The organism is Psychrobacillus syltrankelensis (assembly GCF_055454035.1).
Genome location: NZ_CM144227.1, coordinates 2,357,121 through 2,372,076, shown reverse-complemented (window position 1 = coordinate 2,372,076; position 14,956 = coordinate 2,357,121). Strand labels below are relative to the sequence as shown.

At 36.9% G+C, this 14,956-nt stretch carries 15 protein-coding genes, 1 pseudogene and 1 riboswitch; of the genes and pseudogenes, 8 read left to right on the top strand and 8 right to left on the bottom strand.

Features of this window, described 5'->3' with window-relative positions; translation table 11 throughout:
* Window positions 1-405 precede the first annotated feature (405 nt).
* On the top strand, window positions 406-1,599 hold the full coding sequence (locus tag ACTSKG_RS11385) for an NAD(P)-dependent malic enzyme (protein ID WP_464754740.1): 1,194 nt from the start codon (window positions 406-408) through the stop codon (window positions 1,597-1,599).
* Window positions 1,600-1,714: 115 nt separating this feature from the next.
* Window positions 1,715-2,053 (top strand): DUF6054 family protein, encoded by a 339-nt coding sequence (locus tag ACTSKG_RS11380; protein WP_464754739.1) that lies wholly within the window; start codon window positions 1,715-1,717, stop codon window positions 2,051-2,053.
* 38 nt (window positions 2,054-2,091) lie between these two features.
* Here ACTSKG_RS11380 and ACTSKG_RS11375 read toward each other — a convergent pair whose 3' ends face one another.
* The 5 genes from ACTSKG_RS11375 to ACTSKG_RS11355 all read right to left on the bottom strand — a co-directional run bounded on the left by ACTSKG_RS11375 (window position 2,092) and on the right by ACTSKG_RS11355 (window position 7,215).
* Window positions 2,092-3,045 (bottom strand): DMT family transporter, encoded by a 954-nt coding sequence (locus ACTSKG_RS11375; protein ID WP_464754738.1) that lies wholly within the window; start codon window positions 3,043-3,045, stop codon window positions 2,092-2,094.
* 12 nt (window positions 3,046-3,057) lie between these two features.
* On the bottom strand, window positions 3,058-4,284 hold the full coding sequence (gene pepT, locus ACTSKG_RS11370) for a peptidase T (protein WP_464754737.1): 1,227 nt from the start codon (window positions 4,282-4,284) through the stop codon (window positions 3,058-3,060).
* 36 nt (window positions 4,285-4,320) lie between these two features.
* Complete coding sequence (locus tag ACTSKG_RS11365; RefSeq protein WP_464754736.1) at window positions 4,321-4,974, bottom strand: lysoplasmalogenase; 654 nt, start codon at window positions 4,972-4,974, stop codon at window positions 4,321-4,323.
* 118 nt (window positions 4,975-5,092) lie between these two features.
* A complete protein-coding gene (locus tag ACTSKG_RS11360) occupies window positions 5,093-5,500 on the bottom strand; it encodes an RDD family protein (RefSeq protein ID WP_464754735.1) in 408 nt (135 codons plus the stop codon).
* A gap of 17 nt (window positions 5,501-5,517) precedes the next feature.
* On the bottom strand, window positions 5,518-7,215 hold the full coding sequence (locus tag ACTSKG_RS11355; protein WP_464754734.1) for a M3 family oligoendopeptidase: 1,698 nt from the start codon (window positions 7,213-7,215) through the stop codon (window positions 5,518-5,520).
* 121 nt (window positions 7,216-7,336) lie between these two features.
* On the opposite strand from ACTSKG_RS11355, the gene ACTSKG_RS11350 reads away from it, so the two are divergent.
* The 3 genes and pseudogenes from ACTSKG_RS11350 to ACTSKG_RS11340 all read left to right on the top strand — a co-directional run bounded on the left by ACTSKG_RS11350 (window position 7,337) and on the right by ACTSKG_RS11340 (window position 8,867).
* Entirely contained in the window at window positions 7,337-8,134 is a 798-nt protein-coding gene (locus ACTSKG_RS11350) for a DUF2087 domain-containing protein (protein ID WP_464754733.1), read from the top strand.
* 27 nt (window positions 8,135-8,161) lie between these two features.
* A pseudogene (locus ACTSKG_RS11345) lies at window positions 8,162-8,449 on the top strand (DUF2087 domain-containing protein); the annotation flags it as partial.
* Between the two features lie 64 nt (window positions 8,450-8,513).
* Window positions 8,514-8,867 carry a GIY-YIG nuclease family protein gene (locus ACTSKG_RS11340; protein WP_464754732.1) on the top strand — a complete coding sequence of 118 codons (354 nt, stop codon included), beginning with the start codon at window positions 8,514-8,516 and terminating at the stop codon, window positions 8,865-8,867.
* 761 nt (window positions 8,868-9,628) lie between these two features.
* Here the strand turns inward: ACTSKG_RS11340 and ACTSKG_RS11335 are convergent.
* Together ACTSKG_RS11335 and ACTSKG_RS11330 are read right to left on the bottom strand one after the other, a co-directional pair.
* The gene (locus tag ACTSKG_RS11335; protein ID WP_464754731.1) at window positions 9,629-10,216 is read right to left on the bottom strand and encodes a YdcF family protein; all 588 of its coding nucleotides are present in this window, start codon (window positions 10,214-10,216) and stop codon (window positions 9,629-9,631) included.
* Window positions 10,217-10,230: 14 nt separating this feature from the next.
* On the bottom strand, window positions 10,231-10,875 hold the full coding sequence (locus tag ACTSKG_RS11330; protein ID WP_464754730.1) for a glycerol-3-phosphate acyltransferase: 645 nt from the start codon (window positions 10,873-10,875) through the stop codon (window positions 10,231-10,233).
* A 138-nt stretch (window positions 10,876-11,013) separates the two neighbouring features.
* Window positions 11,014-11,129: riboswitch (SAM riboswitch) on the top strand.
* A 119-nt stretch (window positions 11,130-11,248) separates the two neighbouring features.
* Between ACTSKG_RS11330 and ACTSKG_RS11325 the strand changes: the two genes are divergently transcribed.
* Window positions 11,249-12,541 (top strand): O-acetylhomoserine aminocarboxypropyltransferase/cysteine synthase family protein, encoded by a 1,293-nt coding sequence (locus ACTSKG_RS11325; protein ID WP_464754729.1) that lies wholly within the window; start codon window positions 11,249-11,251, stop codon window positions 12,539-12,541.
* A gap of 129 nt (window positions 12,542-12,670) precedes the next feature.
* Window positions 12,671-13,657 (top strand): homoserine dehydrogenase, encoded by a 987-nt coding sequence (locus tag ACTSKG_RS11320; protein ID WP_464754728.1) that lies wholly within the window; start codon window positions 12,671-12,673, stop codon window positions 13,655-13,657.
* 48 nt (window positions 13,658-13,705) lie between these two features.
* Here the strand turns inward: ACTSKG_RS11320 and ACTSKG_RS11315 are convergent, their stop codons facing one another.
* Complete coding sequence (locus ACTSKG_RS11315) at window positions 13,706-13,936, bottom strand: excisionase family DNA-binding protein (RefSeq protein ID WP_464754727.1); 231 nt, start codon at window positions 13,934-13,936, stop codon at window positions 13,706-13,708.
* A gap of 103 nt (window positions 13,937-14,039) precedes the next feature.
* On the opposite strand from ACTSKG_RS11315, the gene ACTSKG_RS11310 reads away from it, so the two are divergent.
* Window positions 14,040-14,912, top strand: coding sequence for a DMT family transporter (locus tag ACTSKG_RS11310; RefSeq protein WP_464754726.1), 873 nt, complete (start codon window positions 14,040-14,042; stop codon window positions 14,910-14,912).
* Window positions 14,913-14,956 lie beyond the last annotated feature (44 nt).

Sequence of the window (14,956 nt, the reverse complement as noted above, 5' to 3'; positions counted from 1 at the left end):
AGAATATTCTTGCCAGCGACTTTTCTCCAAATTGTAGCTGATCAATCGCACCCTTAACCCCCTCAAAGTTAAGTTAGTGCAGTGCATACATGTATTTCGGTAGCCATTAATGGTTGCCGATTTTTTTGTGGGAATATAAATTCTTAATAAAAACCATAATTATTTATCTGCCCCAACATTTGTTGAAAACAGAGCTAAAATTCCCTAAGTCTGTCTATATATAGTTATCAGCCCCTAAAAAGGATGTTGAAACTAGTTGTTTTGTGCAAGTCTTCACTAAATTGACTTTAACGAAATGAATCATTATAATTTTCAGAATATATAGCTTGATGGGTATAGATTACCTAATTTTGCTTATAGTCTAGATAGAAGCTGCTGAAAATCTAAGGAGGTAGAATTGAGAAGATGGATTTAAAGACGCAAGCATTAAATATGCATCGAAATTATAAAGGAAAAATGGAAGTGGTTTCAAAGGTTCCTATAGAGAGTATGGTGGATTTAAGTTTAGCTTATTCCCCTGGAGTAGCAGAACCTTGTTTGGAAATAAAAAATAATCCTTCTGCCATCTATGAATACACAATGAAGGGTAATCTAGTAGGAGTTGTGACGGATGGCACAGCCGTTTTGGGACTTGGTGATATCGGGCCAAAAGCAGCATTACCAGTTATGGAAGGGAAGGGAATTTTGTTAAAAAGATTTGCAAATGTCGACGCTTTTCCAGTTTGTTTAGATACAAAAAATGTAGATGAGATTGTGCAAATTGTAAAAGCATTGAGTCCAACATTTGGGGCGATAAATCTAGAAGATATTTCTGCCCCACGTTGCTTTGAAATAGAAGATCGTCTTCGTAAGGAATTAGATATACCTGTATTTCATGATGATCAGCATGGTACAGCTATTGTAGTTGGCGCAGGTCTACAAAACGCAGTGAAGCTTGTCGGTAAAGAGATTCATTCATTGAAAGTAGTGATTAATGGTGCTGGTGCAGCGGGAATGGCTATTTTAAGGGTCCTTCAACAACTTGGATATCAGCAAATTATTATGTGCGATTCGACGGGAATTATTTATGAGGGCCGTGAAGAGGGTATGAACTCTATAAAAGAGTCTATTGCTAGTATAACGAATCCCCTAGGAATAAAGGGATCATTAAAAGATGCAATGGTTGGTGCAGATATATTTATAGGTGTCTCAGTAGCCAATCTATTAACCAAAGAGATAATTGATGTGATGAATGTAGATTCAATTGTGTTTGCTTTAGCAAATCCAACACCGGAAATCGCGTATAATTTAGCGAAGGAGTGGGGAGTAAGAGTTATTGCTACTGGACGTTCCGATCATCCAAACCAAGTGAATAATGTTTTAGCTTTTCCGGGAATTTTCCGAGGAGCGTTAGATGTAAGGGCAACGGATATAAACGAAGAGATGAAGCTAGCAGCTGTAGAGGCAATTGCTTCTCTTATTAAAGAGGCTGAATTAACGGAGGATTATATTATTCCGGATGTATTTGATGAGAGAGTAGTGAATGTGGTGTCACAAGCTGTGAGTAACGCCGCAATTGAATCAGGTGTTTCTATTTTATTTCAAGCAGCATTGAAATAATAAATAGTTCAAAAGCTTTCTAAGGAGTAAATGTCTCTTTAGAAAGTTTTTTTGTTAGAAACTTTTCTTCAAGTCAAACGTAAAATTAGATACAAGAAGAAAAGAGGGGATCTAAATGGATGTACGAGAATTTTATGTATCATTATCAACAAAAGAAGCGTTAGATATTTTGCATGAGTCTATAGTACAAGGTAGTATTTCCGGAGCAATTGTAGATGTATATGAACGCGTTGTTGGCGAGCATCAAGTCATTGTTTGTGTTTTAGAAAAATACTATATGCGCACAAGCAATCGTGCTTCACTAACTATCACTATCGATAATTTGGAAAATAATACGAAAGTGCATGCTGCTTCATCAGGAGCAGGACAGGGAGTATTTCTCCGTTTCGACTGGGGAGCTGGAGGAAGTTTTGTAAATAGTGTGGAAAAAGCACTAGAAGCATATATTATTTAAGAAAAAAGGTGCAGAGCTACAAAACTCTGCACCTTTTATTATTTGGTCTTCAAAGCCACTTTCGTATTTAATATTTTCGTATAATAGCTATGTAAAAACATTCCTAGAATAATTATTCCAAGCCCTATGAGTGCAATTGGGGTTGGCAAAGGAACATGGAGTAAAAACATTTCTCCAATGATAACAAAAATAATTTCAGTTGACTGAGTTGCTTCTACGGCTGCAAGTTTACCCTGATGGTCACGAACTCGATCTGTTGCCATAAAGAATAAAATAGTAGCTATTACTCCGGAACTGACAGCTACAATTAAAGATTGAATAACTTGACCTATCGAAGGTAATCCAACCGCGTAAATGGCATAGATAGCCATTAATATCCAAGCAGGCATCGATGCAATGGTCATACCTAAAACACGCTGAAAAGTATCTAGTCTACCTTCCAAATGCCCCATCATTTTTCGATTTCCTAATGGATAGGCAAATGCCGCAATGATTACGGGAAGAATCCCCAAAAGGATCATGTCAATGCGAACTGATTCTGTATTTGGAATTTGTATAAGTATAATTCCTATTAAAATGACAAGTGATATAAAAAGTGAAACAACAGGAATCCTTTGTTTAATAATTCGATTCTCGATTTTCAACTTGAATAATGGTGCAAGGAGGACACCCGCTACAATCGTAAATTGCCACATCCCTGATATTAACCATCCTGGCCCATATGCGGCTGCAAAAGTTAGCGGTGCGTAAAATAACACAAAACCAACGAAGCTCCAAACTAACCATGGAACAGGGGCGGTTTTTAATTCCTTAAACGTAGTAGATAACCCTTTTCGATAATAAACGATGATAAATAAAAAAGGAACCATAAAAAAGTATCGGAGGGAAGAGCTCCAAAGCCAGCTTCCTCCCGATATTTCCATTGAACGATTAAGTATGAATGTTACAGCAAAAAATAAAGAGGCTAAAACACCAAGAAATATTTCACGCATTAAAACACCTACTTAAGCTTGTTTTTCAAATGATTGGATAATACCCTTTACAACGTTCGTTGCTTTCTCCATAACATCTACTGATACAAATTCGTATTTACCATGATAGTTCTCTCCGCCAGTAAACACGTTAGGAGTAGGCATACCCATGAAAGAAAGCTGGGAACCGTCTGTACCACCACGAATTGGAATAATAAGTGGTTCGATATCTAGTGAAATCATAACATCTCTAGCCACATCTACAATTTCCATAACGGGTGTAATTTTTTCACCCATATTGTAATATTGATCGTTTAACTCAACAGAAATAGCACCTTCTCCGTATTCTGCTTTAATCTTTTCAGCAGTATCCAGGAATAACTGCTTTTTCTCTTCGAATTTTTCGCGGTCATGATCGCGGATTATATAGCTAAGTTCTGTTTTCTCTACATCCCCATTAACATTCATCAAATGGATAAATCCTTCATAACCATCTGTTTTCTCAGGAACTTCGTCTGTTGGCATATGTGATTGGAATTTCGTAGCGATTCCAATGGAGTTCACCATTTTTCCTTTTGCAGAGCCAGGGTGTACACTTGTGCCATTTGTTACAACTTTAACACCGGCTGCATTGAAGCTCTCAAATTGTAATTCACCAAGAGGCCCACCGTCCATTGTATAGGCAAATTTTGCTCCGAATTTTTCCACGTCGAATTTATGTGGTCCTCGACCGATTTCTTCATCGGGATTAAATGCTACACGTATTTTTCCGTGTTTCACTTCTGGATTTTGAACGAAGTATTCCATTGCAGTCATAATAATCGCAATTCCGGCTTTATCGTCCGCACCTAATAGTGTTGTACCATCTGTAGTAAGAAGTGTATGACCAACATAATTTTTAAGCTCAGGGAAATCCTTCACAGTCATAATTGTGTTTTCGTTCAATGTGATATCTTGACCATCGTAGCTATCAATACGCTGAGGGTTTACATTTTTCCCAGTGTAATCAGTTGCAGTATCAACATGAGCTAAAAAGCCAATTGTCGGAAGATCCTTATCTGTATTAGAAGGCAAAGTAGCAAATAAATAACCATTTTCATCTAACGTAATTTCTTCTAGACCGATTTCTGCAAGTTCTTTTTCTAGTAAATGAAGCAGATCCCATTGACCCTCTGTAGACGGGCAAGTAAGGCTTGCAGCATTCGATTGTGTATCTATTTTTGCATAGCGAGTTAAACGCTCGATTAATTTTTCTTTCATGAGAATAAATCCCCTTTCAAATTATAAAGCCTACGTTTATTTTAACAGATTCTTCCGAGTTGCGGAATAATGAGCATAAATACTATATGCAAATAAGAACTGAGCTACATAATAGGAAATCATAATAAGGACATCCGAAAAAGGAATATCTACAATAAATCGATTAATGGCAAGCACAGAATCCGAAATCATAAATAAAATGGCACCAATAATTGCGAATTTATTAGCTGTTTGGAATGCATTCCATCCCATTGATAAAATGACAATAATATAGAGAATGACAGCAGTGGCTAAAACAAAATCACCTTTTGTCCAAAGAGTTCCAGCAATCCAAAAAGCCATCCCAATTCCGTAACAAATAAGAATAATGGCAGCCCATTTTGGAATAGTAGACGTTTTAATATGACGAAACGCAATAATATACCAAATATGCCCGATTAAAAATGTTATAAGCCCGGCGATAAACCAATAAATCAAACCATCTGCAAGCATACAAATTAATAGTCCAGTCATAATAAGTATTTTATATTTATTGGACTCTCCACTAGATTGCTTATAGGCAAGTAAAATAATCAATAGCATGGGGATAAGTTTAAATACTATTTTTGTCGATACTGGATCCACCGGAATGAAGAAAATATAAATGATCGCCATCACCGCAATAAAAATACTAATAATCTTGTTCCACATAAAAATAGTGACACCCCTTTTATTTTATATTCGTTATTGGTAGAAAATATCCTGCAATAGTATATGCGAATATAAAAAGAACAAGCATCCGACTTGAAGATGCTTGTTCTTGGATAATTCAATATTCAGGTGGATTATAAGTTACATAAGTTCCTGCGATAAAATCGTGAATTGCTCGTTTATCTTCTCGTAGGGCTACCATAAATATACTAACGATAGTGCCTATTCCAAATGTAAGTGTATACACAAGACCGCCAATAATTTCTCGTTTTAGCATTGTCCAGAAGTCTACATTTGATTCATCTATTTTCACAATTCGGATACCCACTATCTTCTTTCCTATTGTATATCCGGACCATAAAAGAGGCACAATCAATGCATAGATGCTTTGACAAATTACTGTGAACCAGGATTCAGAAAGTTCTCCTGTAATGATAAAACTTATAACCATTAGTGGGATTCCTATGATGAGCCCATCTAAAATATTTGCACCTAATCTTATCCAAAATCCAGCTGGATTCAACATTTGACACACATCCTTCATTAAAGAGCGGAATCATCCACACTATTTAAATATTCTTCAATGGAACCAATTACAGATTCTACACAACCTTCTTCAAATGGAGAAATTAAATTTGCATCAGCTACTAATTTAGTAAAAGATTTAGAGCCGCCTAACTGGCAAAGGTGTAAATAATCCTTCCAAGCCGCTTCATGATCTTCTCTTGAACGCTTCCAAAATTGGAATGCACAAATTTGAGCTAAAGTGTAATCAATATAATAGAAAGGGCTAGCGTAGATATGCCCTTGACGTTGCCAGAAGCCACCTGCTTCTAAATAACTATTACCTTCATAATCACGATGAGGCAAATAAATTTCCTCAATTTTTTTCCAAGCTGCTTTACGCTCAGCAGGAGTCATTTCGGGATTTTCATAAACAATGTGTTGGAATTCGTCCACTGCGACACCGTAAGGCAAGAATAGAAGTCCGCTACTTAAATGTGCAAACTTATATTTATCGGTTTGTTCTTTAAAGAATAATTCCATCCAAGGCCATGTGAAGAACTCCATACTCATCGAGTGAATTTCACATGATTCAAATGTAGGCCAAACGTACTCAGGAATTCCGATATTGCGGCTCGTAAACACTTGGAATGCATGACCTGCTTCATGTGTTAATACATCAATATCTCCCGATGTTCCATTAAAGTTTGAGAAAATATACGGTGAGTCATAATTGTCGATAAAAGTACAATAACCTCCAGATTCTTTCCCTTTCTTGGCTACTAGATCCATCAAATCACGATCTATCATAAACTGGAAGAATTCTGCAGTTTCTGGTGACAACTCTTCATACATCTTCTTACCATTATCCACAATCCACTCAGGAGATCCTTGTGGTGTAGCATTTCCACTTAAGAATTTAAGCGATTCATCATAAAACTTTAGTTCATCTAGCCCGATACGCTTCGCTTGTCGCTCGTATAATTTTGTAGCGACTGGAACGATAAAATCACGTACTTGATCACGGAATTTCTTTACCATCTCCGCATTGTAATCGATACGATTCATACGAATATATCCAAGCTCCACAAAATTTTCATATCCTAATTTAGTTGCAATTTCATGGCGGACATTTACAAGTTGATCATAAATATCATCGAACCTTGCCTCATGCTCCTGGAAGAAATTAAATCTTGCTTCCGTTGCTTTCTTTCGGACTTCTCGATCAGTTGATTCACCATATGGTCCAAGCTGTGCAAGCGTTAATGTTTCGCCGTTAAACTCCACTTGTGCGGAAGCGACAAGTTTAGAATAATCAGAGGCCAATTTGTTTTCCTTCTGCATAAGAGATATCACATCGGAAGAAAAGGCTTTAATCTGAAAGTCAGCTAGATCAAATAACTGGCTACCCCATTTTTCTTCTAATTCATTACGGAAAGGAGAAGCGACAAGTGCTTTGTAATATTCCGTTACGAGTTCTTCAACTTCTGGACCTACTTCATCAAAGTAATCTCGTTCTTTTTGATAATATTCATCATTCGTATCGATTGATGCGCGAATATATACCAAATTAGCTTGTGTTGAAAAATCATTGCGAAGTGCATTTAATTCTGCAATTGCGGTACTTTGCTCCACTACTGAAGATGCTTCCTTAAACTTTGATAAAGCCTCATGGAACTTTACTTTGTCTTCTTCCAAATTTGGTCGTTTGTATTCGTAATCTTTAAATGTTACCAAGTTTATTCTCCTCCCGGTCGTTTCTTCGAAATTCGAAACGTTCTCATTCCCATTGTTCATTATTTTCTGATATATTGCAACTAAAATTTTACAATTGACTATTCTTAGACAATTGTTTAATATGTTAGTAAATCAACAAACAAATAAAGGGTGTGTTTGGTTAGTGGAAATATCAGAATTATTTTGGAATGCGAATACAGAACAATTAAAGGCAGGATATATAGAAGAAAAGGAATTTTTTGTTTGTCTATTATGTGGAGAAAAAATTGAAAAAGGAATTATTTATCCTGCTGAAAGTTTATTGTTTGAAGCGGAACGTTATATGAAACGACATATCGTGATGGAGCATGGATCTGTATTTCATTATCTAATTGGGCTAAATAAAAAACTTACGGGATTAACCGATCATCAAAATAGCTTGCTCCGTTTATTTTATGACGGTAAAAGTGATGCAGAAATTCAAACAGAACTGAATATCGGTACCAGTTCTACTATACGGAACCATCGTTTTGTATTGAAGGAAAAAGAGCGACAAGCAAAAATGTTCTTAACAATGATGGAGTTATTGAAGCAAAAAGATGATCACGCTCCCACATTCCTACCTCTCCACAAAACAGCCACTATGGTAGACGATCGATACAATATAACAGCAGAAGAGCAGCAAGAAGTAGAAAAGAAATTTTTCCCTGAAGGCGTGGATGGACCAATACTAAAGTTTCCGAAAAAGGAAAAGCAAAAACTAGCAACTTTGCGTGTCATCATCAAACGATTTGAGCAAGAAAAGACATATAGTGAAAAAGAAATAAATGCAATACTAAAAAATATATATGCTGACTTTGTCACATTAAGACGTTATCTAATTGAGTATGGGTTTTTAAATAGAAAAGACGATGGCAGTGCATACTGGGTAAAAAAATAGAGTAGAGGACTAATACAAATGAAAGTTGATCAATACAAAATAACTAAAGAAGAGCTAGAAGAAGTAGAAAAGAAATTTTTCCCTGAAGGCGTCGATGGGCCACTATCAAAGTTTCCGAAAAAAGAAAAGCTAAAATTAGCAACATTGTATGTAATCATCAAACGATTTGAACTAGAAAAAACATATAGTGAAAAAGAAATAAATTCAATACTAAAAGATTTATATGCTGATTTTGTCACAATAAGACGCTATCTAATTGAGTATGGATTTCTAGGCAGAAAAGATGATGGTAGTGCGTACTGGGTGAAAAATTAACTTCATTCAGTCATGAAAAAAATATAATCTCGTCAAGGCGATAGATAGTAGAGGGTGGAGAAAAATGGATCGAAAAAAAGAACTTAAACAAGAATACAGAGAGGTAAAAATTGAAGGCGGTATTTATGTTATCACTAATAAACAAAACGGCAAAAAATTCGTCGCATCTACACGTAACTTCAAAACATTAAACGGAACGAAATTCACGTTAGAAACAGGTACTCATACAAACCGAATACTCCAAGAAGAGTGGAAAAAATTTGGCAAAGACGCATTTGAAATAGAACAGGTGGAGATACTGAAAAACTCAGAAAATCAATACGTAGACGAAAAGAAAGAATTAGAAAAACTATTGGGTAAATGGATGGAAAAATTACAGCCTTATGGTGACAATGGCTACCACACGAAAAAAGATTGATACTAAAAAGGCTTCCATTCAAAGGAAGCCTTTTATTTCCTAATCAAATTAAAATCTTTACTTTTCTAAAGTAACCCCTACAGATGCGAGAGCATTCCTTTTGAACGAGAGGACGTGGCCATTATACGAGAGCACTCCTCAACCGAACGAGAGGACTCGTCCAATACGAGAGCGTTCATCATTCGAACGAGAGGACTTGTCCAATATCGAGAGCATTCCATCAAAACGAGAGGAAATCGCCTGTATACGTGAGCGTTCCTCGACCGAACGAGAGAACTCGGCCAGTATACGAGAGCATTCCTCAACCGAACGAGAGGACACGGCTAGTATACGAGAGCATTCCTCAACCGAACGAGAGGACACGGCCAATATACGAGAGCATTCCATCAAAACGAGAGGAAATCGCCAGTATACGAGAGCATTCCTCAACCGAACGAGAGGACACGGCCAATATACGAGAGCATTCCATCAAAACGAGAGGAAATCGCCAGTATACGAGAGCGTTCCTCGACCGAACGAGAGAACTCGGCCAGTTTACGAGAGCATTCCTCAACCGAACGAGAGAACTGGGCCTGTATACGAGAGCATCCAAAAAAAGAGGGCTTAATCTCACTTTAGATGGGATTCATTTAAATAGTCATAGTGCTCAGATCGTAGCAGAACTTTATGCATCGATCATTAACCACATTAAAAATAGCGGTAAAGAGACAGCTTATAACTAATCAAAAGCAAATAAAAAATGACTCCGAACAAATTCGGAGTCATTTCCCAACAATATAAGTCTTCAAGAGCGCGGCTCGTTCACGCATTCGCAATTTCATTTCCACACTTTTCGGTGTTTTTGCTGACACGACATCGGCATCCCAGTCAATTTTTTTAGCAAGCATTTTCGCCCGATGTAGATGATAGTCACTTGTAATTATTGTCACGGACGTCACATTTTCGGGCAATAATTCTTGAGAAAATAGCAAATTTTCATAAGTAGAGGTCGACTTATCTTCTACAATAAGTCGTTTATCCGCAATCCCTTTTTCTAAGAGAAAGTTCTTCATAAAGACTGCTTCTTCAATATCTTCATCCTGTCCTTGTCCACCAGATACGACAAGCTTCACATGTGGATTCTCCGTAGCATATTTTAGCGCTGAGTCTAACCGATAACGTAATGCAAGGGAAGGGATATTTCCTTTTTTCACTTTTGCACCAAGCACGATTGCATACTCATTGGTTCCATCTGCTTTAGGTTCAAGACCCTCTGCTAGCCATTTACTCGTAAGCATCCACACACCAAATCCTCCAGAAGCAATGACAAATATAGGAATAAGCACAATCCACCTCATTTTTTTCTTCATTCAATTCACTCATTTCATTCCATAGAGGGCTTCTTTTTTCTTAAAAAGGCTGAAATTCTTGGTTCTTCTTTAGATACTAAACGCCGAAAATTTTCGATATGCAAAACAAATGCCATGACGAATAAAAAACTCGCAATTGCAATAGGGGCATACCCTTCTGAAAACCAAATAGTCCCGCCCACAAATACAAAATAAAAAACAAATACACCGATCAATAAATAGTCCGTTAAAAAAGTTGTACCTATTAATAATAAAAGACCAATTAGTCCAAGAGGCCAATAAATAGCAAATAATATGCCGATGATAGAAGCGGTTCCTTTTCCACCTTTAAACCGAGTGTAAATAGGGAAATTATGACCTAAGATAACCGAAGCTCCCGCTAAATATAGTAATAAGTCCTGTTCAACATCGGAAAATAAAGCAAAATGCTGCATGAAATAGCGGGTACCGATAATTACGATTACCCCTTTCAAAATATCAATTAGTGCAACCAAAATCCCGTATTTCATGCCAAGTACAATTGCTGCGTTTGATGCACCTGAATTTTTTAGCCCCTCATTTTTAATATTGACTCCACTAAACAATTGAGCAACCTTCGAACCATGAATTGCTCCAACTAAATAACTAATAATTAATACACAAATAATCCAAATTATCATTAAAACACCCCTAAAAATTTCTCTATTACATTTAACGTTTGAGAAATAAAGAAGTTTCAGAATTATTTAATAAAACACTTGACTAATTGATTACTAGAATCTTATACTGTGTAACAAGATGGAAAACTAAATCTAATACTCTTATCAAGAGTGGCGGAGGGACTAGGCCCTACGATGCCCGGCAACCAACAAGTTCTGAACTTGGAAAGGTGCTAAATCCTACAAATTCAAGTTCTGAATTTGGAAGATAAGAGGAGGAACTTGCGAAACTGCACCCCTCTTCTTAAGCGAAGAGGGGTTTTTTGTTTGTTCTAACACTCCTCTCCCGCCTCCCTAAGCGTCCATCTAAACTACTTTACAGGAGGAATTCAAAATGACAAATTTCCAACCAGAAACACTTCTTTTACACGGTGGTCAACAACCAGATCCAGTTACAGGTTCACGTGCAGTGCCAATTCACAAAACAACTTCTTTCGTATTCCGTGACACGGAGCATGCTCAAAATCTATTCGCATTGAAAGAGGCAGGCAATATTTATTCCCGTATTACTAACCCGACAGTAGATGTCTTTGAACAACGAGTTGCACTACTAGAAGGAGGAACAGCTGCTGTTGCCTTATCTTCTGGAATGGCCGCAATCGCATTTTCCATTTTGAATATTGCAGGAGCAGGAGATGAAATTATAGCAGCGGAAAACTTATACGGTGGAACATTTAATTTGTTTGCCCATACATTGCCACGCTACGGTATTACAGTGAAATTTATCGATTCAACAGATCCAGAAAACTTCCGTGCAGCAGTAACGGACAAAACAAAAGGATTCTTTGCTGAAATTATTGGAAACCCAAGCTTAAATGTACTTGATGTAGAGAAAGTTTCTGCAATTGCAAATGAAGTAGGGGTACCTTTACTTGTGGATAATACATTTGCAAGCCCGTATGGTGCAAACCCGATTAAACATGGTGCACATGTGGTCATCCATTCTGCAACAAAATGGATTGGCGGACATGGAACAACAATCGGAGGAGTAGTTGTAGATGGAGGGAATTTTAACTGGGATTCCGAAAGATTCCCTGGATTTACAGAACCAGACGTAACCTATCATGGCTTACGATATGGAATCGATGTTCCAAACGTAGCGTTTGCGGTTAAACTCCGTGTTCAACTGCTACGTGATTTCGGCCCTTCCTTAAGCCCGGAAGCAGCATTTTCTTTCTTACAAGGTTTAGAAACACTTCATTTGCGAGTACCAAAACACAATGAAAATGCACAAAAAATAGCAGAATATTTATCTAATCATGAAGGGGTAGAATGGGTTAACTACCTTGGATTAGAGGATCACCCATCTTATGATCTTGCACAAAAATACTTAAATAATGGTTTTGGATCTATTTTAACTTTTGGGGTGAAGGGCGGAAAAGAAGCAGGTCGACATATTATTGACAATATTGAAATTTGGTCGCATGTAGCAAATGTTGGGGATGCGAAATCATTAATTATTCATCCTGCTTCTACAACTCATCAACAACTGACGCAGGAAGACTTAGTGAAATCAGGTGTTACAGAGGACTTAATCCGTTTGTCGGTAGGTCTAGAAGCAGTAGAAGATTTGCAAAATGCACTTGATAAAGTACTTATAGGAAGTACAAATGTCCTCTCTAGGTAGAATTTTGTTGTTAATTGGGCAAAGATAGTCTACAATATGTAAAATAGTCAGTCGAAAAATACGATTCGATATTTTATTAGATTATGAATATGGAAGCTCAATTGTGCAGATTCATTTGGAGGAGAAAGTATGGCAAAAATAAAAGCAGCAATTCTAGGTTTCGGAACAGTCGGCCAAGGAATTTATCACATTGTAAATGAAAAAAAAGAAGATCTAAAAAAGTCGTTGGGATTGGACATCGAAATTAGTGCTATTCTCGTAAATAATTTATCGAAAGAAAGAATACAAACGCCTGGTGTACTTGTAACAGATGATTTTGAGGATATTATTAATATTCCAGGACTTCAAGTTGTATTTGAAGCTATTGTGAACGAAGAACCGGCATATGGCTATTTATGTAAAGCGATTGATAAAGGATGTCACGTCATTACGGCAAATAAAGTGATGTTTTCTAAATACAGTATTCCTCTTCACGAACGGGCAAAATCACGAGGTGTATTTATTGGGTACGAAGCAACAACAGCTGGTGGAGTCCCTGTTATAAAAACGTTGAAAAATTTACTTCAAGTAAATTCAGTGAAAAGAATTCAAGGAATTTTAAATGGTACTTCTAACTACATTTTGACTCAAATGCGACTAAATGAATGTCAATTCAATGATGCATTAAAGGAAGCACAAGATCTTGGCTATGCAGAAGCAGATCCATATAATGATATTTCTGGTCAGGATGCATTCAGGAAGTTAATGATATTAAGTGCACTTGCATTTAAGAAGCAACCAAATTGGGATGATGTGCGAGTAGTTGGAATTGATGGTATATCGTTAGAAGATGTAAAAAGAGCAAAACAAGAAGGGTTACGTTATCGCCATGTTGCAGAAATTGAGCAAGATGAAAATGGAGAGCTCTTCGCATCCGTAGGCCCGCAACTAGTGGGTCCAGACCATCCTTTATATGCAATAGAAGGAGTAAACAATGCGGTCGCTCTAGATACAAACTATATCGGTACACTAACACTAGTTGGACCTGGAGCAGGAATGTACCCAACTGCAAGCGTCATGGTAGAAGATTATGCAGAGATCATTGGTAAACGAGCAGGGTTTATGATTACAATCTAAAATGAAAAGAGCTTTCTCCTAAATTGGAGAAAGCCTTTTTTCTGTATATTAATCCTCGTCCTTCACGTCAATATCATCTGGAATCGGCGTGTTTCGCCATTCGTCAATTTGGCGTTTTAGATCTTCTACTTGCTGTAAATGTGTTACAAATTGAGCGCTATTGACGTAATAATCTTCTCCGTCGAAAATAGCACGTATCTTTTTTTCCGCAATATACCGTTTTACTTGTTCAATAGGCATTGATAAATAATTTGCAGTTTCTTCCACTGTCATATACAAGGTAAATGCCTCCTATCATTATTAGTATAAGATACGATTGTTACTATCTCAATATGTGCTATATTGAAAGTTAATGAAAGAATTCTAGAAGGAGTGAGAAAGTGTGTCTGTTTTACCATATATATGTGTATTACTAGGTGCAATTTTATGGGGCACAACTGGAACGGCGCAAACATTTTTACCGGATAGTGCCCATCCTTTTATTATTAGTGCTGGACGTTCTACAGTAGGTGGTTTCTCTTTATTAGTAATTATGATTCTATTGAAAAAAATTAATTTTAAAACATGGCCATGGAAAGAAACATTATATGCGGCTATTTGTATTTCCCTGTTTCAGCTATTATTTTTTTCGTCGGTTTTATTAACTGGAGTTGCAATCGCAAGTGTAGTAGCGATCGGAAGTGCACCTGTATTTTCAGGCATCATTGAATGGGTCTTTCTAAAGTTAAAACCAACGACAATTTGGGGAATATCAACTTCATTTGCGATTATAGGATGTTTGTTTTTGTTTTTAAATAAAGGAGAAATTACGATTAATCCTATAGGCATCCTGTACTCACTTATCGCAGGGCTAATATTCGCCTTTTATACACTCACTAGCAAATCTTTATTGCAAAAAGTGGAAACAATGCCTGCTGTCGCGATGACTTTTTCTACTAGTGCACTGTTTCTTATACCATTCTTTTTTATTTATGATGTTAGCTGGTTAAAGGATATAGGAAATATCGGCATCATCTTTTACTTAGGACTCGCTACAACAAGTGTTGCGTATGTGCTATATGCGAGGGGTCTACATAGAATTCCTTCCTCATCGGCGTTGACACTATCATTGGCGGAACCAACTACAGCTGCCATTCTAGGGGTATTTATAGTAGGAGAAGTGTTCGGTGTAATGTCATGGATAGGTATACTGCTATTGCTAGGTAGTATTGTTGTTCTAACGGTAGGTAGCAAATCAAATAAAAAGATAGCTTAAAAGATTATTCATATAAGTAGAAGGAATTAAAAGTACTTTCCATT

What these genes read in the sequence shown, in the direction of transcription:
- pepT (WP_464754737.1), bottom strand. Translation starts at nt 4,284, where the DNA reads ATGAAAGAAAAATTAATCGAGCGTTTAACTCGCTATGCAAAAATAGAT.
- ACTSKG_RS11385 (WP_464754740.1), top strand. Translation starts at nt 406, where the DNA reads ATGGATTTAAAGACGCAAGCATTAAATATGCATCGAAATTATAAAGGA.
- ACTSKG_RS11335 (WP_464754731.1), bottom strand. Translation starts at nt 10,216, where the DNA reads ATGAAGAAAAAAATGAGGTGGATTGTGCTTATTCCTATATTTGTCATT.
- ACTSKG_RS11375 (WP_464754738.1), bottom strand. Translation starts at nt 3,045, where the DNA reads ATGCGTGAAATATTTCTTGGTGTTTTAGCCTCTTTATTTTTTGCTGTA.
- ACTSKG_RS11380 (WP_464754739.1), top strand. Translation starts at nt 1,715, where the DNA reads ATGGATGTACGAGAATTTTATGTATCATTATCAACAAAAGAAGCGTTA.
- ACTSKG_RS11325 (WP_464754729.1), top strand. Translation starts at nt 11,249, where the DNA reads ATGACAAATTTCCAACCAGAAACACTTCTTTTACACGGTGGTCAACAA.
- ACTSKG_RS11365 (WP_464754736.1), bottom strand. Translation starts at nt 4,974, where the DNA reads ATGTGGAACAAGATTATTAGTATTTTTATTGCGGTGATGGCGATCATT.
- ACTSKG_RS11340 (WP_464754732.1), top strand. Translation starts at nt 8,514, where the DNA reads ATGGATCGAAAAAAAGAACTTAAACAAGAATACAGAGAGGTAAAAATT.
- ACTSKG_RS11330 (WP_464754730.1), bottom strand. Translation starts at nt 10,875, where the DNA reads ATGATAATTTGGATTATTTGTGTATTAATTATTAGTTATTTAGTTGGA.
- ACTSKG_RS11360 (WP_464754735.1), bottom strand. Translation starts at nt 5,500, where the DNA reads ATGTTGAATCCAGCTGGATTTTGGATAAGATTAGGTGCAAATATTTTA.
- ACTSKG_RS11350 (WP_464754733.1), top strand. Translation starts at nt 7,337, where the DNA reads ATGTTAGTAAATCAACAAACAAATAAAGGGTGTGTTTGGTTAGTGGAA.
- ACTSKG_RS11320 (WP_464754728.1), top strand. Translation starts at nt 12,671, where the DNA reads ATGGCAAAAATAAAAGCAGCAATTCTAGGTTTCGGAACAGTCGGCCAA.